We start from the raw sequence: 24,704 nt of genomic DNA on the forward strand, positions 1-24,704 counted from the left end.
ACGCGGGAGGGGGTCCCCCCTGGCCCTTGAGGCCTTGGGGGAGTGCGTGCCAGGGCGTGGCCGCCCGATCAGAGGCCGCCCGACAGGCTCTCAGGAAGAGGCCGGCGGATACAGCGCGCGCGGCAGCCGCGAGGCCGCCGCCGCGTCCATCAGCCACAGGGTGCGGCTGCGTCCGTACGCACCGGCCGCCGGGGCCTGGATCTCCCCGGCGCCCGAGAGCGCGATCTCCGCGGCCTCCGCCTTGTCCTCACCCGCGGCGAGCAGCCACACCTCGCGCGCCGCCCGGATCGCGGGCAGTGTGAGCGAGACGCGGGTGGGCGGCGGCTTGGGGGCGCCGTGCACACCGACGACTGTGCGCTCGGTCTCCCGTACCGCGGGCAGCTCCGGGAAGAGCGAAGCGACATGCGTGTCCGGGCCGACGCCCAGCATCAGGACGTCGAACGTCGGCACCGGACCGTGGTCCTCGGGGCCCGCCGCCGCGGCCAGTTCAGCGGCGTACGAGGCCGCCGCCGCGTCGGCGTCACTGCCGCAGGGACCGTCCGAGGCGGGCATCGCGTGCACCCGTGACGGGGTGAGCGGCACCGAGTCCAGCAGGGCCTCGCGGGCCTGCGTGACATTGCGCTCCGGATCGCCCTCCGGCAGGAACCGCTCGTCGCCCCACCACAGGTCGAGCCGCGACCAGTCGATCGCGTCCCGGGCGGGCGCGTCGGCGAGGGCGGCCAGCAGGCCGTTGCCGTTGCGCCCGCCGGTGAGGACCACCGAGGCGTAGCCGCGCGCGGCCTGGGCGTCCACGATCTTCGTGATCAGCCGGGCCGCGGCGGCCTGTGCCATCAGCTCCTTGTCGCGGTGCACGACAAGCTGAGGGGCACTCACTTCGCCGCCGCCTTCTTGGCCGCGGTCTTCTTCGCGGCGGCCGGGGCAGCGGCGGGAGCGGGCTCGGACGGCTTCTGCTCCGGCCCGGCGAGCTTCTCCACACCGAACTTCACCGTCGCCGCATAGGTGTTGTCCGGGTCCAGGCGGCGCAGCTCCTCGGCGAGCAGTTCGGCCGTTTCCCGCCGCTTGAGGGCCACCGCACGGTCCGGCTGGCCCTGCATCGAGAGCGTGGCCAGCGAACCGTCCGGCCGGTCCAGGACGATGACGCCGTTCTTGGTCTCCATCCGCACGGCCGTCAGACCGGGGCCGTCGGACAGGGTGCGCGCCACCGGAACCTGGAGCCGGTCCGCGAGCCACATGGCGAGCAGCTCACAGCTCGGGTTCTCCGACTCGCCCTCGACCGTCGCCGAGACCACCTCGACCTGCTGCTGGTCGAGCGCGGCCGCCAGCATCGAGCGCCACGGCGTGATGCGGGTCCAGGCCAGATCGGTGTCGCCCGGGGTGTAGGACCGGGCGCGCACCGCGAGTTCGTCACCCGGGTGCGCCGAGGAGTACGCGTCCGTGATCCGGCGCTGGGCGAGCGCGCCCAGTGGGTCCTTCGCCGGGTCGTCGGGCGCGTCCTCGGGCCACCAGACCACGACCGGGGCGTCCGGCAGCAGCAGCGGCAGGACCACCGACTGGGCGTGGTTGGCCAGCTCGCCGTGGAGGCGCAGCACGACGGTCTCGCCGGTGCCCGCGTCGGAGCCGACCCGCACCTCGGCGTCGAGCCGGGCGTCCCGGCGGCTGCGCGGCGAGCGGCTGACCCGCTTGATCACCGCGATGATCCGTGAGGGGTGCTCGCGCGAGGCGTCACCGGCCGATTTGAGCGCGTCGTACGCGTTCTCCTCGTCGGTGACGATGACCAGGGTCAGCACCATGCCGATGGCCGGGGTGCCGATGGCGCGGCGGGCCGACACCAGCGCCTGGTTGATCTTGCTGGAAGTGGTTTCCGTCAGATCGATCTTCATGGCCGGCGCCAGCTCCGTCCGTCTCGTGCAAGCATCTCGTCCGCCTCGGCCGGGCCCCAGGTGCCCGCCGGGTACTGCGCGGGCTTGCCGTGCTTGTCCCAGTACTCCTCGATCGGGTCGAGGATGTTCCAGGAGAGTTCGACCTCCTGGTGCCGCGGGAAGAGGTTGGCGTCGCCGAGCAGCACATCGAGGATGAGCCGCTCGTACGCCTCCGGGCTGGACTCCGTGAAGGACTCGCCGTACGCGAAGTCCATCGTGACGTCCCGCACCTCCATCGAAGTGCCGGGCACCTTGGAGCCGAACCGCACGGTCACGCCCTCGTCCGGCTGGACCCGGATGACCAGGGCGTTGCCGCCCAGCTCCTCCGTGGCGCCGGACTCGAAGGGCAGATACGGGGCGCGCTTGAAGACGACCGCGATCTCCGTGACCCGGCGGCCGAGCCGCTTTCCGGTCCGCAGGTAGAACGGCACGCCCGCCCAGCGGCGGTTGTTGATCGTCAGCTTGATCGCGGCGAAGGTGTCGGTCGTCGACTTGGGGTCGATGCCGTCCTCCTCCAGATAGCCGGGGACCTCCTCGCCGCCCTGCCACGCGTGCGCGTACTGGCCGCGCACCGTGTGCTTGCCCAGGTCCTCCGGCAGCTCCACCGCCGTGAGCACCTTGAGCTTCTCGGCGACCAGGGCCTTCGGGTGGAAGGAGCCGGGCTCCTCCATTGCCGTCAGCGCCAGCAACTGGAGCAGGTGGTTCTGGATGACGTCACGGGCGGCGCCGATGCCGTCGTAGTAGCCGGCCCGGCCGCCGATGCCGATGTCCTCGGCCATCGTGATCTGGACGTGGTCGACGTACGACCTGTTCCAGATCGGCTCGAACATCGTGTTGGCGAACCGCAGCGCCAGGATGTTCTGGACCGTCTCCTTGCCCAGGTAGTGGTCGATCCGGAAGACCTCGTTGGGCGGGAACACGTCGTGGACGATCTGGTTGAGCTCCTGCGCGCTCTTCAGATCGTGGCCGAAGGGCTTCTCGATGACGGCACGCCGCCAGGAACCCTCCTTCTGGTCGGCGAGCCCGTGCTTCTTGAGCTGCTGGACGACCTTGGGGAAGAACTTCGGCGGCACGGAGAGGTAGAAGGCGAAGTTGCCGCCCGTGCCCTGTGCCTTGTCGAGGTCCTGGATCGTGGCCTTCAGGGTCTCGAAGGCGTCGTCGTCGTCGAAGTTGCCCTGGACGAAGCGCATCCCCTGGATGAGCTGCTGCCAGACCTCTTCGCGGAACGGGGTACGCGCGTGTTGCTTGACGGCGTCGTGGACCTCCTGTGCGAAGTCCTCGTCGTGCCACTCGCGGCGTGCGAAGCCGATGAGTGAGAAGCCCGGCGGCAGCAGGCCGCGGTTGGCCAGGTCGTAGACGGCAGGCATCAGCTTTTTACGGGACAAATCGCCCGTGACGCCAAAGATCACCAGACCCGACGGTCCCGCGATGCGCGGGAGCCGTCGGTCCTGGGGGTCACGAAGCGGGTTGGCTCCGGGAACACCAGACAATGTGGTCAGCCCTCCGAAGGGGCGAGGCGCTTGAGCTCCGCCTCGGTCGAGTTGAGCAGGTCGATCCAGGACGCCTCGAACTTCTCGACGCCCTCGTCCTCAAGAAGCTGGACGACGTCGTCGTAGGAGATCCCGAGCTTCGCGACCGCGTCGAGCTCGGCACGGGCCTGCTCGTAGGTGCCGGCGATGGTGTTGCCGATGATCTGCCCGTGGTCCGCCGTGGCGTCCAGAGTGGCCTCGGGCATGGTGTTCACCGTGCCGGGGGCGACCAGGTCGTCGACGTACAGGGTGTCCTTGTACGCGGGGTCCTTGACACCGGTCGAGGCCCACAGCGGACGCTGCTTGTTGGCCTGCGCCTTGTCCAGGGCGGCCCAGCGCTCCGAGCCGAAGACCTCCTCGTACGCCTGGTAGGCGAGACGGGCGTTGGCGAGCGCCGCCTTGCCCTTGAGTGCCTTGGCCTCGTCGGTGCCGATCGCGTCGAGACGCTTGTCGATCTCGGTGTCCACGCGGGACACGAAGAAGGAGGCCACCGAGTGGATCTTGGAGAGGTCCAGGCCCGCGGCCTTCGCCTTCTCCAGACCCGCCAGGTAGGCGTCCATGACCTCGCGGTAGCGCTCCAGCGAGAAGATCAGCGTGACATTGACGCTGATGCCCTTGCCGATGACCTCGGTGATCGCCGGGAGACCGGCCTTCGTCGCCGGGATCTTGATGAGCGTGTTGGGCCGGTCCACCAACCACGCCAGCTGCTTGGCCTCGGCGACGGTGGCGGCGGTGCGGTGCGCCAGACGCGGGTCGACCTCGATGGAGACCCGGCCGTCCTGGCCGTCGGTGGCGTCGAAGACCGGACGCAGGATGTCCGCCGCGTCCCGCACATCGGCCGTCGTGATCATGCGGATGGCCTCGTCGACCGTGACCTTGCGGGTGGCGAGGTCGGTGAGCTGCTGCTCGTAGCCGTCGCCGTGCGAGATCGCCTTCTGGAAGATCGACGGGTTGGTGGTGACGCCCACGACGTGCTGCTCGTCGATCAGCTCGGCGAGGTTGCCCGAGGTGATCCGCTTGCGCGACAGGTCATCGAGCCAGATCGCCACGCCCTCGTCGGAGAGGCGCTTGAGTGCGTCTGTCATGAGAATTGCATCTCCTACTAGTCGTATAACGGCGTCAGCGCGTGGCGGCGGCGAGAGATTCCCGCGCTGCGGCGGCGACGTGCTCGCCGGTGAAGCCGAACTCACGGAAGAGGACCTTGGCGTCGGCCGAGGCACCGAAGTGCTCCAGCGAGACGATCCGGCCGGCGTCTCCCACGTACCGGTGCCAGGTCAGACCGATACCGGCCTCGACCGCGACCCGGGCCTGCACGGACGGCGGCAGAACGCTGTCCTTGTAGGCCTGGTCCTGCTCCTCGAACCACTCGACCGACGGCATCGACACCACCCGGGTCGGGATGCCGGCCGCCTGCAGCTCCTCGCGCGCCTCGACGGCGAGGTGTACCTCGGAGCCCGTGCCGATCAGGAGGACCTGCGGCGCCGCGTTCTGCCCATCGGACCTTTCGGCCTCGAAGAGCACGTAGCCGCCCTTGGCCGCGTCCTCGTTCGCCTCGTACGTCGGTACGCCCTGGCGGGTCAGCGCCAGACCGTGCGGGGCCCCCTTGCCGAACACCTTGGTGTAGCGGCGCAGGATCTCGCGCCAGGCGATGGAGGTCTCGTTGGCGTCGGCCGGGCGGACGATGTTCAGGCCCGGGATGGCGCGCAGCGAGGCCAGGTGCTCCACCGGCTGGTGGGTCGGGCCGTCCTCGCCGAGACCGATCGAGTCGTGCGTCCACACGTACGTCACCGGCAGGTGCATCAACGCGGACAGCCGCACGGCGTTGCGCATGTAGTCGGAGAACACCAGGAACGTGCCGCCGTAGATCCGGGTGTGGCCGTGCAGCGCGATGCCGTTCATGGCCGCGGCCATGGCGTGCTCGCGGATACCGAAGTGGATCGTGCGGCCGTACGGGTCCGCGCCGGGCAGCGGGTTGCCCGCCGGGAGGAACGACGAGGACTTGTCGATCGTCGTGTTGTTCGAGCCCGCCAGGTCGGCGGAGCCGCCCCACAGTTCGGGGATGACCTCGCCGAGCGACTGGAGCACCTTGCCGGAGGCGGCACGGGTGGCGACGCTCTTGCCCGGCTCGAAGACCGGAAGCTTGTCCTCCCAGCCCGTGGGCAGCTCGCCCGCGGAGATCCGGTCGAACTCGGCGGCGCGCTCCGGGTTGGCGGTGCGCCAGGCGGCGAGGGACTTCTCCCACTCGGCCTTGGCCTCGCGGCCGCGGTCCAGCGCCTCACGGGTGTGCGAGATGACTTCGTCGGAGACCTCGAAGGACTTCTCCGGGTCGAAGCCGAGGACCCTCTTCGTCGCGGCGACCTCTTCGTCACCGAGCGCCGAGCCGTGCGAGGCCTCGGTGTTCTGGGCGTTCGGGGCGGGCCAGGCGATGATCGAGCGGGCCGCGATGAACGAGGGCCGCTCGGTCTCGGCCTTGGCGGCCTGCAACGCCTCGTACAGACCCGCCGGGTCCAGGTCGCCGTTGGGCAGCTGGTCGACGCGCTGGACGTGCCAGCCGTACGCCTCGTACCGCTTCACGGTGTCCTCGGAGACCGCGGTCTCCGTGTCGCCCTCGATGGAGATGTGGTTGTCGTCCCACAGCAGGACCAGGTTGCCCAGCTTCTGGTGGCCGGCCAGCGAGGACGCCTCCGCCGAGATGCCCTCCTGGAGGCAGCCGTCACCGGCGACGACCCAGATCATGTGGTCGAACGGGGAGGTGCCGGGGGCCGCCTCCGGGTCGAACAGACCGCGCTCGTACCGGGCGGCCATCGCCATGCCGACACCGTTGGCGACACCCTGGCCCAGCGGGCCCGTGGTCGTCTCGACGCCGGCGGTGTGGCCGTACTCCGGGTGACCGGGGGTCTTCGAGCCCCAGGTGCGGAAAGCCTTGAGGTCATCGAGCTCCAGGCCGTAGCCGGCCAGGTAGAGCTGGATGTAGAGGGTCAGGCTGCTGTGACCCGCGGAGAGCACGAACCGGTCGCGACCGGCCCACTCCGCGTCGGCGGGGTCGTGCCGCATCACCTTCTGGAAGAGGGTGTACGCGGCGGGAGCCAGGCTCATCGCCGTGCCCGGGTGGCCGTTTCCGACCTTCTGTACGGCGTCGGCGGCAAGGACGCGGACAGTGTCCACGGCCCGCTGGTCCAATTCGGTCCACTGGAGATCTGTGGTGGTCGGCTTGGTGCTCACCCTGAGTCAGGGCTCCTCTCCACTGTTTGAAAACCGGTGACGGTGACCGCACCGGGCGTTGTCGAGCCTACCCCCGTCGGAACAAGCATTTTCCGGCTGCTTTCCAGGGTGCGGGCGGCCTGCGGACTTCGCCTCCCGTATGAGCGCAACGGCTCACTTCTGGGCCCTCCGATGAGCGCGTCCTGTTACCGATGCGCCCTCCGATGAGCGCATCCTCCTACTGATGCGCATCGATGGGCTTGTCCCCTTATCGGCGTTCTCCGCGTGTGCCGTCACCCCGCTCCGGCGTCACTCCGACGAGCGCGCGCGTACCCGCTCCCGCGTCGCTCCGATGGGCCGGACGCCGTGCTCCCGCGCCACTTCAACACGACCCCACCCCCGCGAAGGGTGGCCTGTCCGCCAACGTCTACAGTGGTCTGGTTCGCGCAAGTCTTTACCGGGCCCTCACGCCCGGAGCTTGCTGGGATTTCTCTGTCAGGGGTGTGCGTGACGGCCGTCGAGTCCCGACCCGCAGGGGTCGCCTTGACTCCCAGCCCGGAGGGCCACCGCCCGTTCGGGGCCCGTGTCAAGGCATTCGTGGCGCTGACCAAGCCTCGGATCATCGAGCTGTTGCTGATCACCACTGTTCCGGTGATGTTCCTGGCCGCTCAGGGTGTACCCGATCTGTGGCTCGTTCTCACCACCACCATCGGGGGATATCTCTCCGCAGGCGGCGCCAACGCGCTGAACATGTACATCGACCGCGACATCGACGCGTTGATGGACCGTACGTCGCAGCGTCCGCTGGTCACCGGCATGGTGACCGCGCGTGAGTGCCTGGCCTTCGGTATCGCCCTCGCGGTGATCTCCACAGTCTGGTTCGGACTGTTGGTCAACTGGCTGTCGGCGGCGCTGTCGCTCGGTGCGCTGCTCTTCTACGTCGTCGTCTACACGATGCTGCTGAAGCGCCGCACCTCGCAGAACATCGTCTGGGGCGGCATCGCGGGCTGCATGCCGGTCCTCATCGGCTGGTCCGCCGTGACCAATTCGATGTCCTGGGCCGCGGTCATCCTCTTCGCCGTCATCTTCTTCTGGACGCCGCCGCACTACTGGCCGCTGTCCATGAAGGTGAAGGACGACTACGCCCGGGTCGGCGTCCCGATGCTCCCGGTCATCGCCTCGAACCGGGTGGTGGCCCGCCAGATCGTCATCTACAGCTGGGTGATGGTCGCCGTCTCGCTGCTGCTGACCCCGCTGGGCTACACCGGCTGGTTCTACACGGCGGTGGCGTTGCTGACCGGCGGTTTCTGGCTCTGGGAGGCACACGGCCTGCTCAACCGGGCCAAGGCCGGGGTGACCGGCGGGAAGCTCAAGGAGATGCGGCTGTTCCACTGGTCGATCACCTATGTCTCGCTGCTCTTCGTCGCCGTGGCGGTCGACCCCTTCCTGAGGTAGTCCCGCTTCACCGACACCTGCCGACGGGCGGGGTGCGTGGCCTGGGCCACGCGCCCCGCCCGTCGCACGTTTGTGTACCCATCGGTAGCATCGTGACCATGGCAGAGACGGCAGAGACCCAGGTGGAGAGCGGCAAGCAGGCGGCCCGCGCGGAGCGCAGGGCGGCGAAGCTGGCCAAGCAGATCGGTGCCTTCTCCAAGGCGCACGGTGGTGCGGAGGGGCAGCTTGCCTACATCGGGCAGATGGGCACCCGCATCGTGCTCGTGGGCGAGGACGGCGGCTGGGGTGATCTGGTCGCCCCGTCGTACGCGATCGCCGAGAGTGCCACTCAGAAGGCCGGGATCACGATGCACGAGTCCTTCGACGGAGAGTTCGCGGCGAAGGTCCGCACCGGCCCGTACGAGTGGACGCGGATGGCCGGCATTCAGCTGGGCGGCCCGTCCGACAGGGCCTGACCGAACGGACCCTCATACGTTGATCGCCGGACCCGCCTGCGTTCAGGCCGGTCCGGCGATCGACGTATGAGGGCGGGCGCCCTGGGTTCAGCCCGCCGCGGCCGGCTCCGGCCGCTCGACGGCGGGGCCGGGCACCGGGGCGACGGCCACCGGGCGCTCACGCAGCGACAGCAGCACCCGCATGACCGCGATCCACACCAGGCACGAGCCGAACATGTGCAGGCCGACGAGGATCTCCGGGGTGTCGGTGAAGTACTGGACGTAACCGATGACGCCCTGACCCATCAGCACCAGGAAGAGGTCACGGGTGCGGTGGAGCGGGCCGGCCGGCGCGTCCACGGCCTTCAGCACGAACCAGAGGGCGACGGTCAGCGCCACGACGGCCCAGGCCAGATCGGCGTGCAGCTGCGCGATCATCTTCCAGTCGATCGGAATGCGGTGGACGTCGCTGGAGTCACCCGCGTGCCGTCCGGCGCCCGTGACGACCGTGCCGACCGTGATCAGCAGCCCGGCCACGACCACGAGCAGCCAGGTCAGCTGCGACACCGCCTTGCCCACCAGAGGCCGGGGTGCCTCGTCGCCCTCGCGGACCCGCTGCCAGGTCACCACCGCGACGGTGAGCAGCGCCGTGGAGAGCAGGAAGTGCGCCGCCACGGTGTACGGGTTGAGGCCGACCAGCACCACGATGCCGCCGAGCACCGCGTTGCCCATGACGATCCAGAACTGCGTCCAGCCGAGCCGGGTGAGGCTGCGCCGCCAGGGCTTGGCGGACCGGACGGCGATGATCGCCCACCCGACCGCGGCGCACAGGACGTAGGTCAGCATCCGGTTGCCGAACTCGATGGCGCCGTGGAAGCCCATCTCGCTGGTCGCCGTGAGGCTCTCGTCGGTGCACTTGGGCCAGGTCGGGCAGCCGAGGCCGGAGCCGGTCAGCCGCACCGCGCCGCCGGTCACGACGATGAGCACGGCCATGACGACGGCGGACATGGCCGCACGGCGGACCGTGCGGGGGGACGGAGTCCATCGCTCGGCGATGTAGAGGAGCGGGTTCCGCACGGCTTGAGCGACTTCGGCTCGGGTCAGCTTGGGCACGCGCACTATCGTAGGCGGCGGCTTGTGCAAGCTTTCACGAGGGGGACGAGTTACCCCGAAACGCCGACGGAGCGCGCTCGCGGGTTCACTCCCAGCGGAAGAACCTCGCCGCCGCGCCCAGCCCGAGCACCGCCCACACCGCGAGGATCCCGAGGTCGCCCCACGGCAGCGACGCGCCGTGCTGGAGCACGTCGCGCAGCCCGTCCGAGAGGGCCGCGATCGGCAGCAGCCCCAGCGCCGACTGCACCGCGTCCGGGAACTTGTCGAGCGGCACGATGACCCCGCCGCCGACCAGCAGCAGCAGAAAGACCAGATTGGCGGCGGCGAGCGTCGCCTCCGCCTTCAGCGTCCCGGCCATCAGCAGCCCGAGCCCGGAGAAGGCCGCGGTGCCGAGCACGAGCAGCAGCAGGACGGCGAAGGCGTTGCCGTGCGGCGACCAGCCCAGCGCGAACGCGATCACCGTCAGCAGCACCACCTGCAACACCTCGGTGACCAGCACGGAGAGCGTCTTGGCGGTCATCAGTGCCCAGCGGGGCAGCGGCGAGGCGCCCAGCCGCTTGAGTACCCCGTACCGCCGCTCGAAACCGGTGGCGATGGCCTGGCCGGTGAAGGCCGTGGACATCACGGCGAGCGCGAGGATGCCGGGCGCCAGGAAGTCGACGGACCTGCCCGCGCCGGTGTCCACGATGTCGACCGCGCTGAACAGCACCAGCAGCAGCGTCGGGATGATCACGGTCAGCAGCAGCTGCTCGCCGTTGCGCAGCAGCATCCGCGTCTCCAGCGCGGTCTGCGTGGTGATCATGCGGGAGAGCGGGGCGGCGCCCGGCCGCGGGGTGTACGTACCGGCGCTCATGCGCGCAGCTCCTTGCCGGTCAGTTCCAGGAAGACGTCCTCCAGGGTGTGACGCTCCACGGAGATGCCGGACGGCATCACTCCGTGCTGCGCGCACCAGGAGGTGACGGTGGCCAGCAGCTGCGGGTCGACGTCGCCGGTGATGCGGTACGTGCCCGGGGTGAGCTCCGCCGCTTCCGAGCCGTCGGGCAGGGCCTTCAGGAGGGAACCCAGGTCGAGACCGGGGCGGCCGGTGAAGCGCAGGGTGTTCTCGGCGCCGCCGCGGCAGAGCGTCTCGGGACTGCCCTGGGCGATGACCTTGCCCGCGTCGATGACGGCGACGTCGTCGGCGAGCTCCTCGGCCTCGTCCATGAAGTGGGTGGTGAGGACGATCGACACGCCGTCGGCGCGCAGCTCGCGCACGAGGTCCCAGGTGGAGCGGCGGGCCTGCGGATCGAGGCCGGCGGTCGGCTCGTCCAGGAAGACCAGCTCGGGGCGGCCGACGACGGCCATCGCCAGGGCGAGCCTCTGCTGCTGGCCGCCGGAGAGCCGGCGGTAGGTCGTCCGGCCGCAGCTGCCGAGGCCGAGGCGCTCGATCAGGGCGTCGACGTCCAGCGGGTGGGCGTGGAGCTTCGCCATGTGGCGGAGCATCTCGTCGGCGCGTGCGCCGGAGTAGACACCACCTGACTGGAGCATCACACCGATCCGGGGGCGGAGCTCCGCGGCGTCGGCCACCGGGTCGAGGCCTAGGACCCGTACCGTCCCGCCATCCGGACGGCGGTACCCCTCGCAGGTTTCTATGGTGGTGGTCTTGCCGGCGCCGTTGGGGCCGAGGACGGCGGTGACGGTGCCGGTGCGTACACACAGGTCGAGGCCGTCCACAGCGGTCTTGGGGCCGTACCGCTTCACCAGGTTCCTGACCTGTACGACGGACTCGCTCTTCATGGCCGGTAAGTCTAGGCAGCGGCGGAAAGGGGCGGTGTCGCGGGGCCGAATTAGGTAACCCTAAGTGACGCACCGCACCGTTGATCGTTTCGGACCGTGGTTGTCAGGGCCCGATGAATTACGCAACAATGGCGTTGTGAAAAACGTTGGCGAGGTTCCGCAGGAGGAACTCGCGACCGGTGAGCGCTCGACGCGCAACCGGGTCGCGCGGTCCATCCTGGACCACGGCCCGTCCACGGTCGCCGATCTGGCGAAGCGCCTCGGCCTCACCCAGGCCGCCGTCCGTCGCCATCTCGACGCCCTTGTCTCCGACGGTGTCGTCGAGGCCCGTGAGCAGCGGGTGTACGGCGCGCGGACCCGGGGCCGCCCGGCCAAGGTGTTCGCCCTGACCGACTGCGGGCGCGACGCCTTCGACCAGTCCTACGACAAGCTCGCGGCGGACGCCCTGCGTTGGATCGCCGAGACCTCGGGCGACGAAGCGGTCGTCGCTTTCGCGCGGGCCAGGATCGCGGCCCAGTCCGAGGCCTACCGCTCGGCGATCGAGGCCGCCGACCCCGAGGCGCGCACGGAGGCGTTGGCCAAGGCGTTGTCCGCCGACGGGTACGCTGCTACGGCGCGTAGCGCGCCCGGCCCGCAGCAGGGCGAGCAGCTGTGCCAGCACCACTGCCCGGTCGCTCATGTCGCCGAGCAGTATCCGCAGCTGTGCGAGGCGGAGACGGAGTTCTTCTCCAGCCTCCTCGGGACGCATGTGCAGCGTCTGGCCACCATCGCCCACGGCGACGGTGTGTGCACGACGTACATTCCGCGCAGCGGCCACTCAGCACCACAGACCATCAATTCAGCATCTGCAAGCACGGCCGGGAGGAACCCCGCATGACGCTCCCTACGGAGACTGCCCACCCTGAGCTCGAGGGTCTGGGCACGTACGAATTCGGCTGGGCCGACTCCGACGCGGCAGGCGCCGCAGCCAAGCGCGGGCTCTCCGAGGAGGTCGTCCGCGACATCTCGGGGAAGAAGAACGAGCCCGAGTGGATGCTGAAGCTGCGCCTCAAGGGCCTCAGGCTCTTCGACAAGAAGCCCATGCCGAACTGGGGCTCCGACCTGTCGGGCATCGACTTCGACAACATCAAGTACTTCGTGCGGTCCACGGAGAAGCAGGCGGAGTCCTGGGAGGACCTGCCCGAGGACATCAAGAACACCTACGACAAGCTCGGCATCCCGGAGGCGGAGAAGCAGCGCCTGGTCGCCGGTGTCGCCGCCCAGTACGAGTCCGAGGTCGTCTACCACCAGATCCGTGAGGACCTGGAGGAGCAGGGCGTCATCTTCCTCGACACCGACACCGCGCTGAAGGAGCACCCGGAGCTCTTCAAGGAGTACTTCGGCACCGTCATCCCGGTCGGCGACAACAAGTTCGCCTCGCTGAACTCGGCCGTGTGGTCCGGCGGCTCGTTCATCTACGTGCCCAAGGGTGTCCACGTCGACATTCCGCTGCAGGCCTACTTCCGTATCAACACGGAGAACATGGGCCAGTTCGAGCGGACGCTGATCATCGTCGACGAGGACGCCTACGTCCACTACGTCGAGGGCTGCACCGCCCCGATCTACTCCTCCGACTCGCTGCACTCCGCGGTCGTCGAGATCATCGTGAAGAAGGGCGGCCGCTGCCGCTACACGACGATCCAGAACTGGTCGAACAACGTCTACAACCTGGTCACCAAGCGCGCCGTGGCCTACGAGGGCGCGACCATGGAGTGGGTCGACGGCAACATCGGCTCCAAGGTCACCATGAAGTACCCGGCCGTCTACCTGATGGGCGAGCACGCCAAGGGCGAGACCCTGTCCATCGCCTTCGCGGGCGAGGGCCAGCACCAGGACGCCGGCGCCAAGATGGTCCACATGGCGCCGAACACCTCCTCCAACATCGTCTCCAAGTCGGTGGCGCGAGGCGGCGGCCGTACCTCCTACCGCGGTCTGATCGAGATCGGCGAGGGCGCGCCGGGCGCGAAGTCCAACGTCCTGTGCGACGCGCTGCTGGTCGACACGATCTCGCGCTCCGACACCTACCCGTACGTCGACGTCCGCGAGGACGACGTGTCGATGGGGCACGAGGCCACCGTCTCCAAGGTCTCCGAGGACCAGCTCTTCTACCTGATGAGCCGTGGCCTGACGGAGTTCGAGGCGATGGCGATGATCGTGCGCGGCTTCGTCGAGCCGATCGCGAAGGAGCTGCCGATGGAGTACGCCCTTGAGCTCAACCGGCTGATCGAGCTGCAGATGGAGGGTTCGGTCGGCTAGCGCAGCCTGACGACCGAATTCCTCGACCACTGACAGAGAAAGCGAGCACTACGACAGCCATGGCTGAGGCTCAGAACTCCCCCACTCTCGGCTCCGCGCGAGCGGGGGGACCCCTTCCGGCGGGATCCACCACCGCCGGGTCCATCGCGGTGGCCGCCGAGTCGACCGTCGCCACGCGCATGAGCGCGCCCCCGTCCTTCGACGTCGCGGACTTCCCTGTCCCGCACGGTCGCGAGGAGGAGTGGCGGTTCACGCCGCTGGAGCGGCTGCGTGGACTGCACGACGGCACGGCCGTCGCCACCGGCGGCGCCGTGAAGGTCGCGATCGAGGCCCCCGAGGGCGTCACGGTCGAGACCGTCGGCCGCGACGACTCCCGGCTCGGGAAGGCGGGCACGCCGGTGGACCGCGTCGCCGCCCAGGCGTACACGTCCTTCGAGCAGGCGTCCGTCGTCACGGTCGCCAAGGAGGCCGTGCTCACCGAGCCGATCCGCATCGCGGTGCACGGCGAGGGCGGCGTGGCCTACGGCCACCAGGTCGTCGAGCTGGGCGCCTTCGCCGAGGCCGTCGTCGTCATCGACCACACCGGTGACGCGGTGCTCGCCGCCAACGTGGACTACGTCCTCGGCGACGGAGCGAAGCTCACCGTCGTCTCCGTGCAGGACTGGGACGAGCACGCGGTCCACGTCGGCCAGCACAACGCGCTGGTCGGCCGGGACGCCTCGTTCAAGTCGATCGTTGTCACCTTCGGCGGTGACCTCGTCCGTCTCCACCCGCGGGTCAGCTACGCGGGCACCGGCGGCGAGGCCGAGCTCTTCGGTCTGTACTTCACCGACCGGGGCCAGCACCAGGAGCACCGTCTCCTGGTCGACCACAACACCCCGCACTGCAAGTCCAACGCCGCCTACAAGGGCGCGCTCCAGGGCGACGGCGCACACGCGGTGTGGATCGGTGACGTCCTCATCCAGGCCAGGGCCGAGGGCACCGACACCTACGAGATGAACCGCAACCTCGTCCTCACCGACGGCGCGCGGGTCGACTCGGTACCGAACCTGGAGATCGAGACCGGCGAGATCGTCGGCGCCGGCCACGCCTCCGCGACCGGCCGGTTCGACGACGAGCAGCTCTTCTACCTGATGTCCCGCGGCATCCCGGCCGAGGAGGCCCGTCGGCTCGTCGTGCGCGGCTTCTTCGCCGAGCTGGTCCAGCAGATCGGGCTGCCGGACGTCGAAGCGCGGCTGCTCGACAAGATCGAGGCCGAGCTGAAGGCGTCCGTCTGATGGCCTTCGTCAAAGCCTGTGCGCTGAGCGAGCTGGAGGACGACACCCCGAAGCGGGTGGAGCTCGACGGCATTCCGGTGTCCGTCGTCCGTACCGAGGGCGAGGTGTTCGCGATCAACGACATCTGCTCGCACGCGAACGTCTCCCTGTCCGAGGGCGAGGTCGAGGACTGCATGATCGAGTGCTGGCTGCACGGCTCCAGCTTCGACCTCCGCACCGGCAAGCCGTCCGGCCTTCCCGCGACGCGCCCCGTCCCCGTATACCCCGTCAAGATCGAAGGGGACGATGTGCTCGTCTCCGTCACCCAGGAGTCCTGAGTCACCCATGGCAACGCTTGAAATCCGCGACCTGCACGTCTCCGTCGAGGCCGACAACGCCACGAAGGAGATCCTCAAGGGCGTCGACCTGATCGTGAAGCAGGGCGAGACCCACGCCATCATGGGCCCCAACGGGTCCGGCAAGTCCACCCTCGCGTACTCCCTCGCGGGTCACCCCAAGTACACGATCACCAGCGGTTCGGTGACCCTGGACGGCGAGGACGTCCTGGAGATGACCGTCGACGAGCGCGCCCGCGCCGGTCTGTTCCTCGCGATGCAGTACCCGGTCGAGATCCCCGGCGTCTCCGTCTCCAACTTCCTGCGCACCTCCGCCACCGCCGTCCGCGGCGAGGCGCCCAAGCTGCGTACCTGGGTGAAGGAGGTCAAGGAGACGATGGGCCGGCTCCACATGGACCCGGCGTTCGCCGAGCGCAACGTGAACGAAGGCTTCTCCGGCGGTGAGAAGAAGCGCCATGAGATCCTTCAGCTGGAGCTCCTCAAGCCGAAGGTCGCGGTCCTCGACGAGACCGACTCCGGCCTGGACGTCGACGCCCTGCGCATCGTTTCCGAGGGCGTCAACCGGGTCCGCGAGACCGGCGAGGTCGGCACTCTGCTGATCACGCACTACACGCGGATCCTCCGCTACATCAAGCCCGACTTCGTGCACGTCTTCGCCAACGGCCGCATTGCCGAGTCCGGCGGCGCCGAGCTCGCCGACAAGCTGGAGAACGAGGGCTACGAGGCATATGTGAAGGGTGGCGCTTCCGCGTGACACAGCTGCCGGGCCTCCTCGACACCGAGGCGATCCGCAAGGACTTCCCCCTGCTGGATCGGACGGTCCACGACGGGAAGAAGATCGTCTACCTCGACAGTGCGGCGACCTCGCAGAAGCCGCGCCAGGTGCTCGACGCGCTCAACGAGTACTACGAGCGGCACAACGCCAATGTGCACCGCGGCGTGTACACGATCGCGGAGGAGGCCACGGCGCTGTACGAAGGCGCCCGTGACAAGGTCGCCGCGTTCATCAACGCGCCCAGCCGCAACGAGGTGATCTTCACCAAGAACGCCTCCGAGTCGCTGAACCTCGTGGCCAACATGCTCGGCTGGGCCGACGAGCCCTACCGGGTGGACCACGACACCGAGATCGTCACCACGGAGATGGAGCACCACTCCAACATCGTGCCGTGGCAGCTGCTCTCGCAGCGCACCGGCGCCAAGCTGAAGTGGTTCGGCATCACCGACGACGGCCGGCTCGACCTGTCCAACATCGACGAGATCATCACGGAGAAGACGAAGATCGTCTCCTTCACCCTGGTCTCCAACATCATGGGCACGATCAACCCGGTCGAGAAGATCATCCGCCGGGCCCAGCAGGTCGGCGCGCTGGTCTGCATCGACGCCTCGCAGGCCGCCCCGCACATGGTGCTCGACGTGCAGGCGCTGCAGGCCGACTTCGTGGCCTTCACCGGCCACAAGATGGTCGGCCCGACCGGTATCGGCGTGCTCTGGGGACGGCAGGAGCTCCTGGAGGACCTGCCGCCGTTCCTCGGCGGCGGCGAGATGATCGAGACCGTCTCGATGCACTCCTCGACCTACGCCCCCGCGCCGCACAAGTTCGAGGCCGGTACGCCCCCGATCGCCCAGGCCGTCGGCCTCGGCGCGGCCGTGGACTACCTCTCGGCGATCGGCATGGAGAACATCTACCGGCACGAGCACGCGATCACCGAGTACGCGGTGAAGCGGCTGCTGGAGGTGCCGGACCTCAGGATCATCGGTCCTGCGACGGCCGAGGACCGCGGCGCCACGATCTCCTTCACGCTCGGTGACATCCATCCCCACGACGTGGGGCAGGTGCTCGACGAGCAGGGCATCGCGGTCCGGGTCGGACACCACTGCGCGCGGCCGGTCTGCCTGAGGTACGGAATTCCTGCGACGACGCGAGCGTCGTTCTATCTGTACTCCACGCCCGCCGAGGTCGACGCCCTGGTGGACGGTCTGGAGCACGTACGGAACTTTTTCGGGTAATAGGCAGAGCGGTTACTAGGCAGAGCGGCTGAGGGTTGACTGGTGAAGCTTGATTCCATGTACCAGGAAGTGATCCTGGACCACTACAAGCACCCCCACGGGCGCGGCCTGCGGGACGGCGACGCCGAGGTGCACCACGTCAACCCGACGTGCGGCGACGAGATCACTCTCCGGGTGAAGTACGACGGCGAGACCATCACCGATGTGTCGTACGAGGGTCAGGGCTGTTCCATCAGCCAGGCCAGCGCCTCCGTGCTGAACGATCTGCTGGTCGGCAAGGAGCTGGGCGAGGCGCAGAAGATCCAGGAGACCTTCCTGGAGCTGATGCAGTCGAAGGGCCAGCTGGAGCCGGACGACGCGATGGAGGAGGTACTGGAGGACGCGGTCGCGTTCGCCGGTGTCTCGAAGTACCCGGCCCGGGTGAAATGCGCGCTGTTGAGCTGGATGGCGTGGAAGGACGCGACGGCGAAAGCGCTGTCCGAAGGGAAGACGGCATGAGCGAGAACACGGTGACATCCAACGAGGGCCCGACGACCAAGCCGGCCTCCGAGGAGGAGGTCCGCGAAGCCCTGTACGACGTCGTCGACCCCGAGCTGGGCATCGACGTCGTCAACCTCGGCCTGATCTACGGCATCCACATCGATGACGCCAACATCGCCACCCTCGACATGACCCTGACGTCCGCGGCCTGCCCGCTGACCGACGTCATCGAGGACCAGGCGAAGTCCGCGACCGACGGCATCGTCAACGAGCTGCGGATCAACTGGGTCTGGATGCCGCCGTGGGGTCCGGACAAGATCACGGACGACGGGCGCGAGCAGCTGCGCGCGCTCGGCTTCAACGTCTGAGCCACCCGCACCTGCGAACGGCCCCCGGCATTGCTTTTGCCGGGGGCCGTTCGTCGTTGTTCGTCCGCCGTACGCGTGACGTGTGTCCGTAGTTGGCGAGGGAACGGGAGTCTGAACGCGAACCCACGTCGACGAGAGGCATGCTGTGCTGCATCAGCTTTCGCTCCACGACCGCCGGGCGGCCATCGCCGCGAGCGGAGTTCTCGTACTGGCCACCCTGGGGGTCGACGCCCCCGCGCACGCCGCGAGTTACGGTACGCCGACGATCGGGCTCTCGGCCTCCTATCTCTCCGGGGCCGTCGGTGCGACCGGTGACCCCGTGGTGACCGTCACCGTCGCACAGAGCGGTGCCGATGCCGCCGCGCTCGGGGTGACGGCGTCCGCCAGCTCCAAGCCCTCCGTCGCCGGAACCGGCGATGTGACCGTGACCGGCACCGGCGCCACCCGGCAGCTCGCGGTCGCCGCGCACGGGCGTGGCTACACGGACCTCACGATCAAGGTCACCGGACTCGGCGGCAAGGCCGCCACCCGGACGCTGCACTACGCCGCGTCCGCCGCCGTGCAGAATGCCGCCGACACGCGCTACCTCACCGGCTCGTCGGACGCCTCGGCCGCCGTCGACGCGGGCGGCGGTTATGTGGTGGTCGCCGATGACGAGTCCAACACGCTGCGCCTGTACGACCGTTCGGCGTCCGGTGCGCCCGTGCGGAGCTGGGACGTCGGCTCGAAGCTCGGGGTGTCGAAGGAGATCGACATCGAGGCCGGAGCCCGGGTCGGGAACACCATCTACTGGACCGGATCGCTCGGCAACAACAAGGACGGTGTGTACAAGGCCGACCGCAACACCGTCTTCACCACGACGGTGACCGGCTCGGGGGCCGCCACCCAGCTCACGGTGGGCGGCTCGTACAAGAAGCTCCGTGACGACCTCGTCGCCTGGGACAAGGCCAACGGCAACCGGTTCGGCTTCGCCGCGGGGACGGCGGACGGTGAAGCGCCCAAGCAGATCGACGGGTTCAACATCGAGGGCCTGGAGTTCGCGCCCGGCTCGACGAGCACCGCGTACCTCGGTTTCCGGGCGCCGCTCGTACCGCCGAAGGCGGGGGGCAAGGCGCTCGTCGTGCCCGTCACCAACTTCGACAAGGTGGCCGGCAGCGGGGCGAAGGCGGTCATCGGCACGCCGATCGAGCTGGACCTCGACGGACTCAGCATCCGGGACATCCGTAGGAACGCGGCCGACCAGTATCTGATCGTGGCCGGTTCCTGGGCGGCCGACGACAACTCGGCCCCGTACGCCCTCTACAGCTGGGACGGGGTCGCCGCGCACGCGCCGGTCAAGCGGGCCGATCTGCCGACCGCCGACCCGGGTGGCTGGGAGGCCGTCGTCGACGTTCCGGACCTGACCGTTCCGGGCGCGCGGGCGCAGCTGATCACGGATGCCGGATCGGCCGATCTGTACGGGGACGGCACGGAGGCGAAGGATCTCGACCACGCCGAGTGGAAGAAGTCCCGGGCGACCTGGTTCACCGTCGGCAGCTGACGGACCGGGCACCTTTGCGCCGACAAGTCGGCGCTTCCCGGGATCTGCTTCGTCCCCGTGCCGGAGCGGAAGGCGGGCAAGAACCGGCTCCACATCGACCTCGCCCCCGATGACCAGGCCGCCGAGGTCGAGCGCATCATCGGGCTCGGAGCGCGGCGGGCGGACATCGGGAAGCAGGCGGAAGTGAGCTGGGTGGTGCTGGAGGACCCCGAGGGGAACGAGTTCTGCGTGCTGAGTCCGAAGAACTCGCTCATCGACTGAGGGGCCCCGGGGTCTCGTCGGATCAGGCCGGCTCGGCGAGCGCGGTCCGGTGCCGGGCGCGCGAGCCCGGCCTGATCCGAACGGGAGAGCCCAAGAGCTGTCCCGTAATCCCCGAGATCACGGGACAGCCCTCAATAGGTGCCGTACGGGGACGGGGGTACGGCCGCAGCCTCGGCGAGGACCGGGCCCAGGTTCTCCGTGCGCATGCGCCGGTCGACGTAGAGAAGTCCGGTCACCAGCTGCGGAAACGTCGCGGAGAGGAGCTGACCGATGAGCTGTCCCAGCAGGAGGATCACCACGTAGCCGCTCATGGCGAAGGCGATCGACGCGGGGTTCGGGTCCTCGTCCAGGGTCGAGCCGCCGATGACGCCGGAGAACATGCCGAGGAACGAGAACGGGATCTGGATGACGTAGTTCGCCACGGCCGCCATCGCGAAGGCCAGCAGGCTGATCCCGAAGACCCGCCACCAGTCGCCGCGCACCAGCTGCGACGAACGGCGCAGGGCCGCCACCGGGCGCTGCCGCTCGAAGACCGCGGCCGGGGCGGCCAGGCTGAACTTCACCCAGAGCCAGGCCGCCAGGGGAGCGGTGGCCAGGGCGCCGAGGAGGCCGAGCGCGGTCCATATCGCGGCGCCGGACTCGTGGGCCAGGGTGATCGCCCCGATCACGAGGGCGAAGAAGGCGATCACCATGAGCACCATCGGGATCATCGCGATCAGGGCGGACAGGATCACTGTGCCGATCACCGCCGGCACGCGGGCCCAGGCCCGTCGCCAGATGACGGAGAAGGTGGTGGGCCTGCCCAGCACCGCCTCCTGCAGGATCGCGGGAACGGCCGCGTACATCAGGGCCGTACAGAGCATGAGGGCGACCATGGCGATCAGCCAGATGACGCCGAAGGCGATCAGCACCGGCGTGAGGTCGTCCGACGACGGCTCCTGATCGGCGCTGAGCGAGATGATCCGGTGCAGATGGTCACTGATCGCGGAGTACGCGATCAACGTCGCCGCCCCCACGACGACCAGCGCCACGCCGTACACGGCCACGCCGACACCGAAGAGCTGCTTCCAGTAGCGGCCCATCGTGCTGAAGGCGCCGCCGAGTATGTCCCCGAGCTTCAGGGGCGCCAGCGGTATCACTCCGGGCTTCGGCGGTGGCATCCAGCCACCCCATCCTCCCGGTGGCCCTCCGTACGGTGCTCCGCCGCCCCACCCTGCGTCCTGCGCCACTGCTGCTCCGTTGTTTGTCGTCGTCCTGTGTGCCGGTCGGGACACCGTAGCGTCCCGGGTGGCGTGAATCCGTCGTATCGTGGTGCGGGCGGCGATGCGTACACTCGTACACATGGGATATGGACTGCTTGCCGCGGCCATCGCGGCGGAGGTGGCCGGCACGACGGCCATGAAGTACAGCGAGGGCTTCACCCGGCTCTGGCCCTCGCTGATCACCGTCGCGGGCTATCTCATAGCCTTCACCCTGCTCGCCCAGACACTGAAGACGCTGTCCATGGGCACTGCCTATGCCATCTGGGCCGGGATCGGCACCGCGGCCGTCGCCGCCATCGGCATCCTCTTCATGGGGGAGTCCGGCAACCTGGTCAAGCTGGCGGGCATAGCGCTGGTCATCGCCGGAGTGGTGGTGCTGAATCTGGGAGGGGCCCACTGATGACACGCCGTTACGATCCCGAGCGGCGCCGCCGGATCATCGAGGCCGCGATCCGGGTCGTCGGTGCCAAGGGCATCGCGGGGCTCAGCCACCGCTCCGTCGCGGCCGAGGCGGATGTGCCGCTCGGTTCGACGACGTATCACTTCGCCTCGCTGGACGAGCTGTTGATCGCCGCGCTGCGCCGTTCGAACGAGAATTTCGCCGAGGTCATGCGGGAGAGCGAGGCCCTCGCCGACCCGGCGGCCGACCTCGCCGAGGAACTGGCCAGGCTGCTGGGGGAGTACTTCTCCGGCGGGCGCGGGCGGGCCGAGCTGGAGTACGAGCTGTACCTCGCCGCGCTCCGCAGGCCCGCGCTGCGGCCCGTCGCCGCCGAGTGGACCGACGGCACGGCCGAGTTGCTGTCCCGGCGGGCCGATCCGGTCACGGCGCGGGCGTTGATCGCGCTCATGGACGGCATCTGCCTGCAGGTGCTGCTCACCGGCGGGGACTACGACGAGGCGTACGCCCGGGAGATGCTGGGCCGGGTCGCCGGCTGACCGCTCCGACCGCGGCCCGCCCCCGGACTCGGCTTGCGGGGCGCGGCCGGGGCTGGGCGCGGCGCTGCCGGGCGCCTTGGCTTCCGTGCTGTCGGGGGCGGGTTCCGCTCCGGGGGTGCGGGATGAGCCCGGTCGGGCGAGGCCGGGCCCTGGGCGCGGCGCCTGCCGGGCGCCCTGTCCCGCGTTGCCGGGCGGGCTCGGCCGTGCCCGCCGACCGGTCACGGTTGCCTGCCGCCGCGTCCTTCCTCACCCGTCGGACCGGCCTGCCTCCCGGACCGCGGTCAGGGCCGCCCGCACGCTCGCCTCGATGTCCGTGACCGGGTACAGCGCCTCGCGGACCGTCCGGTCCCGGTCCACCACCAGCGTCAGCCGCTTCAATCTGCTGGTCCCCGCCGCGCGGAAGGTCGGCAGCCGCAGGGCCGCCGCCAGGTCCAGCCCCGCGTCGGACAGCAGCGGGAAGCGCAGCCGTTCCGCCTCCGCGAACGCGCGCTGCTCGTCCGGCCGTTGGGTCGAGACCCCGTGCACGGTGGCCCCCGCCGCCGTGAACTCGGCCAACTGGTCGCGGTACGTGCAGGATTCGAGGGTGCAGCCGCGCGCGCCGGGGATCTCGGCCCAGCCGGGCGGGTAGGCGTCCCGCCGGGCGTAGGCGCCGGGGAAGCAGTACAGGACGGTGTACGGGGTGTCGGCGACCGGGTCGCGCGACGCGCCGTCGTGGGCCGGCAGGCGTAGCTCGGGCAGGCGCGTGCCCACCAGGGCGTGCACCCGGGCCGCCTCCTTCGACGCCTCTGCGGCTGTTGCCATCGTTTCCCCTTCCCCCATCACCCAGGTGTCGCCCCAGTCCTGGAGCGCGATCAGTACGGGCAGCAGCGCGCGTCCGCGGCGGGTGAGCCGGTACTCGTACCGGGGCGGCCGGTCCTGGTACGGCTCCCGGGACAGCACCCCCGCGTCGACCAGCAGCCGCAGCCGCTCGGTCAGCACCTTGCGGGAGACGCCCAGCTCTTCCTGGAGCGCGTCGAAGCGGTGCACCCCGCGCGCCGTGTCCCGCACGATCAGCAGAGTCCACCAGTCGCCGACGACATCGAGCGCCTGGGCGATGGCGCAGTCGGCGTCGGCCAGGCTGGTGCGCTGGGGCATGGGTCCTCCTTCGGGCTCCCGCGGCCGTATCTCACCGGATTGACCTGCGGGAAAGCATGATGCCATAGTCCGTTCCCAAGAGAAACTCACTTGGGGAGGGTGTTGCGGATGGGGTTCTTCGCGATCGTGCGGGACGTACCGCGCACGGTACGGCTGCTGGCCTTCGGCTCCTTCCTCAACGGGGTCGTCAGCTTCACCTTCGTCTATCTCTTCGTCTATCTGACCGGCCCGCGCGGGCTGACCGTCCCCCAGGCCGGGGTGATCGCGGGCGTCGGCGGCATCGGCCTGGTCGCCGGGAACTTCACCGGCGGTTGGTTCGGCGACCACTACGGGCACCGCCGGATGCTCCTGACCGGTGCGCCGGTCGGCGGGGCGGCACTCGCCACCCTGCCGGTCCTGCCGGTCGCGGCGATGTACGGGGTGCTGCCGCTCGCGCAGTACGCGGCAGGCGTCGTGCGCGCCGCCAACGCCGCACTCGTCGCCGTCTCCGTCCCCGAGGGCGGCCGGCGCCAGAGCTTTGCCCTCGTGCGGGCCGGGGGCAACGCGGCGTTCGCCGTGGGCCCGCCGCTCGGCGCGCTGGTCGCCGCCCGTTTCTCGTACGACTGGCTGTTCGTCGCCGACGGTCTCGGGACGCTGCTCTTCGCGGGATACGCGGCCATGGTGCTGCCGGCGCACGGCACCACGCACAGCCGGCCGGCCCGCGGGCCCGGCACACCCGGGCTCTGGCGGGAGCTGCGGGCCAGGCCCGCGGTGCTGGTCCTGCTCGCCGCGATCCTCTGCGTCGACCTCGTCTACCGCCAGCAGTACTCGACCCTGCCCGTCTTCCTGTCCGAGCACGGTCACGGCGCCCAGTTCTACGGCTGGCTGCTCGCCATCAACGGCGGTGTCATCCTCCTGCTGGAGCTGCCCGCGGCGCACGCGCTGCGCCGACGGGAGCCGCTGGGCATCGTGGGCACCGGGCTGTTGCTCGTGGGGCTGGGCTACGCGGTGCTGATCCCGGGGGCCGGGGCACTGTTCGCCGTCACCATGATGGCGTCCCTGACCGCGGGCGAGATCCTGTACAAGACCACCGCGACGGCGTACGTCGCCGACCGGGCTCCCGACCATGCGCAGGGCCGCTTCCAGAGCCTGTACGCGGGTGCCTCTATCAGCGGCCAGGTGCTGGCGCCACCGCTCGGCGGCGCCCTCTACTCCGCCGCGCCCGGTCTGCTCTGGCCGGCCTGCGCGGTGCTGGCCGGCGGCGCGGGGGTGGCGGTGCTGACGGCACGGCGGCTGCGGGGAGCGGGACCGGGGCCGGCGGCGGTGCGGTCGGCGCAGCGCGAGGAGGTCTTTGCGCCGGCGCCCGAACGGCGGGCACAGCCCGGCTGACCGGGTGGTCATGG

The 24,704-nt window shown here is 69.7% G+C and carries 24 protein-coding genes and 1 pseudogene; 15 read left to right on the top strand and 10 right to left on the bottom strand.

Annotation, left to right across the window (positions count from 1 at the left end):
* Positions 1-90: 90 nt before the first annotated feature.
* The 5 genes from pgl to tkt are packed head-to-tail and all read right to left on the bottom strand — an operon-like array spanning position 91 to position 6,670.
* Positions 91-873, bottom strand: coding sequence for a 6-phosphogluconolactonase (gene pgl, locus ABZ826_RS31040; protein WP_361455627.1), 783 nt, complete (start codon positions 871-873; stop codon positions 91-93).
* A complete protein-coding gene (gene opcA, locus ABZ826_RS31045) occupies positions 870-1,880 on the bottom strand; it encodes a glucose-6-phosphate dehydrogenase assembly protein OpcA (protein WP_361455630.1) in 1,011 nt (336 codons plus the stop codon). The genes pgl and opcA overlap by 4 nt, the downstream gene beginning before the upstream one ends.
* Positions 1,877-3,409, bottom strand: coding sequence for a glucose-6-phosphate dehydrogenase (gene zwf, locus ABZ826_RS31050; protein ID WP_361455633.1), 1,533 nt, complete (start codon positions 3,407-3,409; stop codon positions 1,877-1,879). Before zwf ends, opcA begins: the two co-directional genes overlap by 4 nt.
* A gap of 5 nt (positions 3,410-3,414) precedes the next feature.
* Complete coding sequence (gene tal / locus ABZ826_RS31055; protein WP_361455636.1) at positions 3,415-4,533, bottom strand: transaldolase; 1,119 nt, start codon at positions 4,531-4,533, stop codon at positions 3,415-3,417.
* Positions 4,534-4,567: 34 nt separating this feature from the next.
* Positions 4,568-6,670 carry a transketolase gene (gene tkt / locus ABZ826_RS31060; protein WP_361455639.1) on the bottom strand — a complete coding sequence of 701 codons (2,103 nt, stop codon included), beginning with the start codon at positions 6,668-6,670 and terminating at the stop codon, positions 4,568-4,570.
* Positions 6,671-7,150: 480 nt separating this feature from the next.
* Between tkt and ABZ826_RS31065 the strand changes: the two genes are divergently transcribed.
* Positions 7,151-8,104 carry a heme o synthase gene (locus tag ABZ826_RS31065; RefSeq protein ID WP_361455642.1) on the top strand — a complete coding sequence of 318 codons (954 nt, stop codon included), beginning with the start codon at positions 7,151-7,153 and terminating at the stop codon, positions 8,102-8,104.
* Positions 8,105-8,202: 98 nt separating this feature from the next.
* Complete coding sequence (locus ABZ826_RS31070; protein ID WP_361455645.1) at positions 8,203-8,559, top strand: hypothetical protein; 357 nt, start codon at positions 8,203-8,205, stop codon at positions 8,557-8,559.
* An 87-nt stretch (positions 8,560-8,646) separates the two neighbouring features.
* On the opposite strand, the gene ABZ826_RS31075 is transcribed toward ABZ826_RS31070, so the two are convergent.
* The 3 genes from ABZ826_RS31075 to ABZ826_RS31085 form a co-directional block, all read right to left on the bottom strand.
* The gene (locus ABZ826_RS31075) at positions 8,647-9,660 is read right to left on the bottom strand and encodes a COX15/CtaA family protein (RefSeq protein ID WP_361455755.1); all 1,014 of its coding nucleotides are present in this window, start codon (positions 9,658-9,660) and stop codon (positions 8,647-8,649) included.
* A 76-nt stretch (positions 9,661-9,736) separates the two neighbouring features.
* On the bottom strand, positions 9,737-10,504 hold the full coding sequence (locus tag ABZ826_RS31080; RefSeq protein WP_361455648.1) for an ABC transporter permease: 768 nt from the start codon (positions 10,502-10,504) through the stop codon (positions 9,737-9,739).
* Positions 10,501-11,427: an ABC transporter ATP-binding protein gene (locus ABZ826_RS31085; protein ID WP_361455651.1), complete on the bottom strand. Its 927-nt coding sequence runs from the start codon at positions 11,425-11,427 to the stop codon at positions 10,501-10,503. Before ABZ826_RS31085 ends, ABZ826_RS31080 begins: the two co-directional genes overlap by 4 nt.
* A gap of 136 nt (positions 11,428-11,563) precedes the next feature.
* On the opposite strand from ABZ826_RS31085, the gene ABZ826_RS31090 reads away from it, so the two are divergent.
* The 10 genes and pseudogenes from ABZ826_RS31090 to ABZ826_RS31135 all read left to right on the top strand — a co-directional run.
* Positions 11,564-12,304, top strand: a complete 741-nt coding sequence (locus ABZ826_RS31090) for a metalloregulator ArsR/SmtB family transcription factor (protein WP_361455654.1) — start codon at positions 11,564-11,566, stop codon at positions 12,302-12,304.
* Positions 12,301-13,722, top strand: coding sequence for a Fe-S cluster assembly protein SufB (gene sufB, locus ABZ826_RS31095; protein WP_361455657.1), 1,422 nt, complete (start codon positions 12,301-12,303; stop codon positions 13,720-13,722). The genes ABZ826_RS31090 and sufB overlap by 4 nt, the downstream gene beginning before the upstream one ends.
* A 59-nt stretch (positions 13,723-13,781) precedes the next feature.
* Entirely contained in the window at positions 13,782-14,999 is a 1,218-nt protein-coding gene (sufD, locus tag ABZ826_RS31100; protein WP_361455660.1) for a Fe-S cluster assembly protein SufD, read from the top strand.
* Positions 14,999-15,316: a bifunctional 3-phenylpropionate/cinnamic acid dioxygenase ferredoxin subunit gene (locus tag ABZ826_RS31105; protein WP_093899509.1), complete on the top strand. Its 318-nt coding sequence runs from the start codon at positions 14,999-15,001 to the stop codon at positions 15,314-15,316. Before sufD ends, ABZ826_RS31105 begins: the two co-directional genes overlap by 1 nt.
* Before the next feature lie 7 nt (positions 15,317-15,323).
* Positions 15,324-16,088 carry a Fe-S cluster assembly ATPase SufC gene (sufC, locus tag ABZ826_RS31110; protein WP_361455663.1) on the top strand — a complete coding sequence of 255 codons (765 nt, stop codon included), beginning with the start codon at positions 15,324-15,326 and terminating at the stop codon, positions 16,086-16,088.
* Positions 16,085-17,341: a cysteine desulfurase gene (locus ABZ826_RS31115; protein WP_361455666.1), complete on the top strand. Its 1,257-nt coding sequence runs from the start codon at positions 16,085-16,087 to the stop codon at positions 17,339-17,341. Before sufC ends, ABZ826_RS31115 begins: the two co-directional genes overlap by 4 nt.
* A gap of 42 nt (positions 17,342-17,383) precedes the next feature.
* Positions 17,384-17,839 (top strand): Fe-S cluster assembly sulfur transfer protein SufU, encoded by a 456-nt coding sequence (gene sufU / locus ABZ826_RS31120; RefSeq protein ID WP_114243911.1) that lies wholly within the window; start codon positions 17,384-17,386, stop codon positions 17,837-17,839.
* An 11-nt stretch (positions 17,840-17,850) separates the two neighbouring features.
* Positions 17,851-18,189, top strand: a complete 339-nt coding sequence (locus tag ABZ826_RS31125) for a metal-sulfur cluster assembly factor (RefSeq protein WP_361455758.1) — start codon at positions 17,851-17,853, stop codon at positions 18,187-18,189.
* Positions 18,190-18,334: 145 nt separating this feature from the next.
* Entirely contained in the window at positions 18,335-19,729 is a 1,395-nt protein-coding gene (locus ABZ826_RS31130) for a DUF3616 domain-containing protein (RefSeq protein ID WP_361455669.1), read from the top strand.
* Between the two features lie 18 nt (positions 19,730-19,747).
* A pseudogene (locus ABZ826_RS31135) lies at positions 19,748-19,990 on the top strand (VOC family protein); the annotation flags it as partial.
* A 131-nt stretch (positions 19,991-20,121) separates the two neighbouring features.
* On the opposite strand, the gene ABZ826_RS31140 reads toward ABZ826_RS31135, so the two are convergent.
* Complete coding sequence (locus tag ABZ826_RS31140) at positions 20,122-21,150, bottom strand: hypothetical protein (protein ID WP_361455672.1); 1,029 nt, start codon at positions 21,148-21,150, stop codon at positions 20,122-20,124.
* 181 nt (positions 21,151-21,331) lie between these two features.
* On the opposite strand from ABZ826_RS31140, the gene ABZ826_RS31145 reads away from it, so the two are divergent.
* Positions 21,332-21,652, top strand: coding sequence for a multidrug efflux SMR transporter (locus tag ABZ826_RS31145; protein WP_351078852.1), 321 nt, complete (start codon positions 21,332-21,334; stop codon positions 21,650-21,652).
* Positions 21,652-22,188, top strand: coding sequence for a TetR family transcriptional regulator (locus ABZ826_RS31150; protein WP_361455675.1), 537 nt, complete (start codon positions 21,652-21,654; stop codon positions 22,186-22,188). Before ABZ826_RS31145 ends, ABZ826_RS31150 begins: the two co-directional genes overlap by 1 nt.
* A 246-nt stretch (positions 22,189-22,434) precedes the next feature.
* Here the strand turns inward: ABZ826_RS31150 and ABZ826_RS31155 are convergent, their stop codons facing one another.
* Entirely contained in the window at positions 22,435-23,322 is an 888-nt protein-coding gene (locus ABZ826_RS31155; RefSeq protein ID WP_361455678.1) for a winged helix-turn-helix transcriptional regulator, read from the bottom strand.
* A gap of 108 nt (positions 23,323-23,430) precedes the next feature.
* Here ABZ826_RS31155 and ABZ826_RS31160 point away from each other — a divergent pair, with 108 nt between their 5' ends.
* On the top strand, positions 23,431-24,690 hold the full coding sequence (locus ABZ826_RS31160) for an MFS transporter (protein WP_361455681.1): 1,260 nt from the start codon (positions 23,431-23,433) through the stop codon (positions 24,688-24,690).
* Positions 24,691-24,704: the final 14 nt, after the last annotated feature.

This window comes from Streptomyces sp. NPDC047515, assembly GCF_040643055.1.
In the GTDB taxonomy this organism is placed as follows: domain Bacteria; phylum Actinomycetota; class Actinomycetes; order Streptomycetales; family Streptomycetaceae; genus Streptomyces.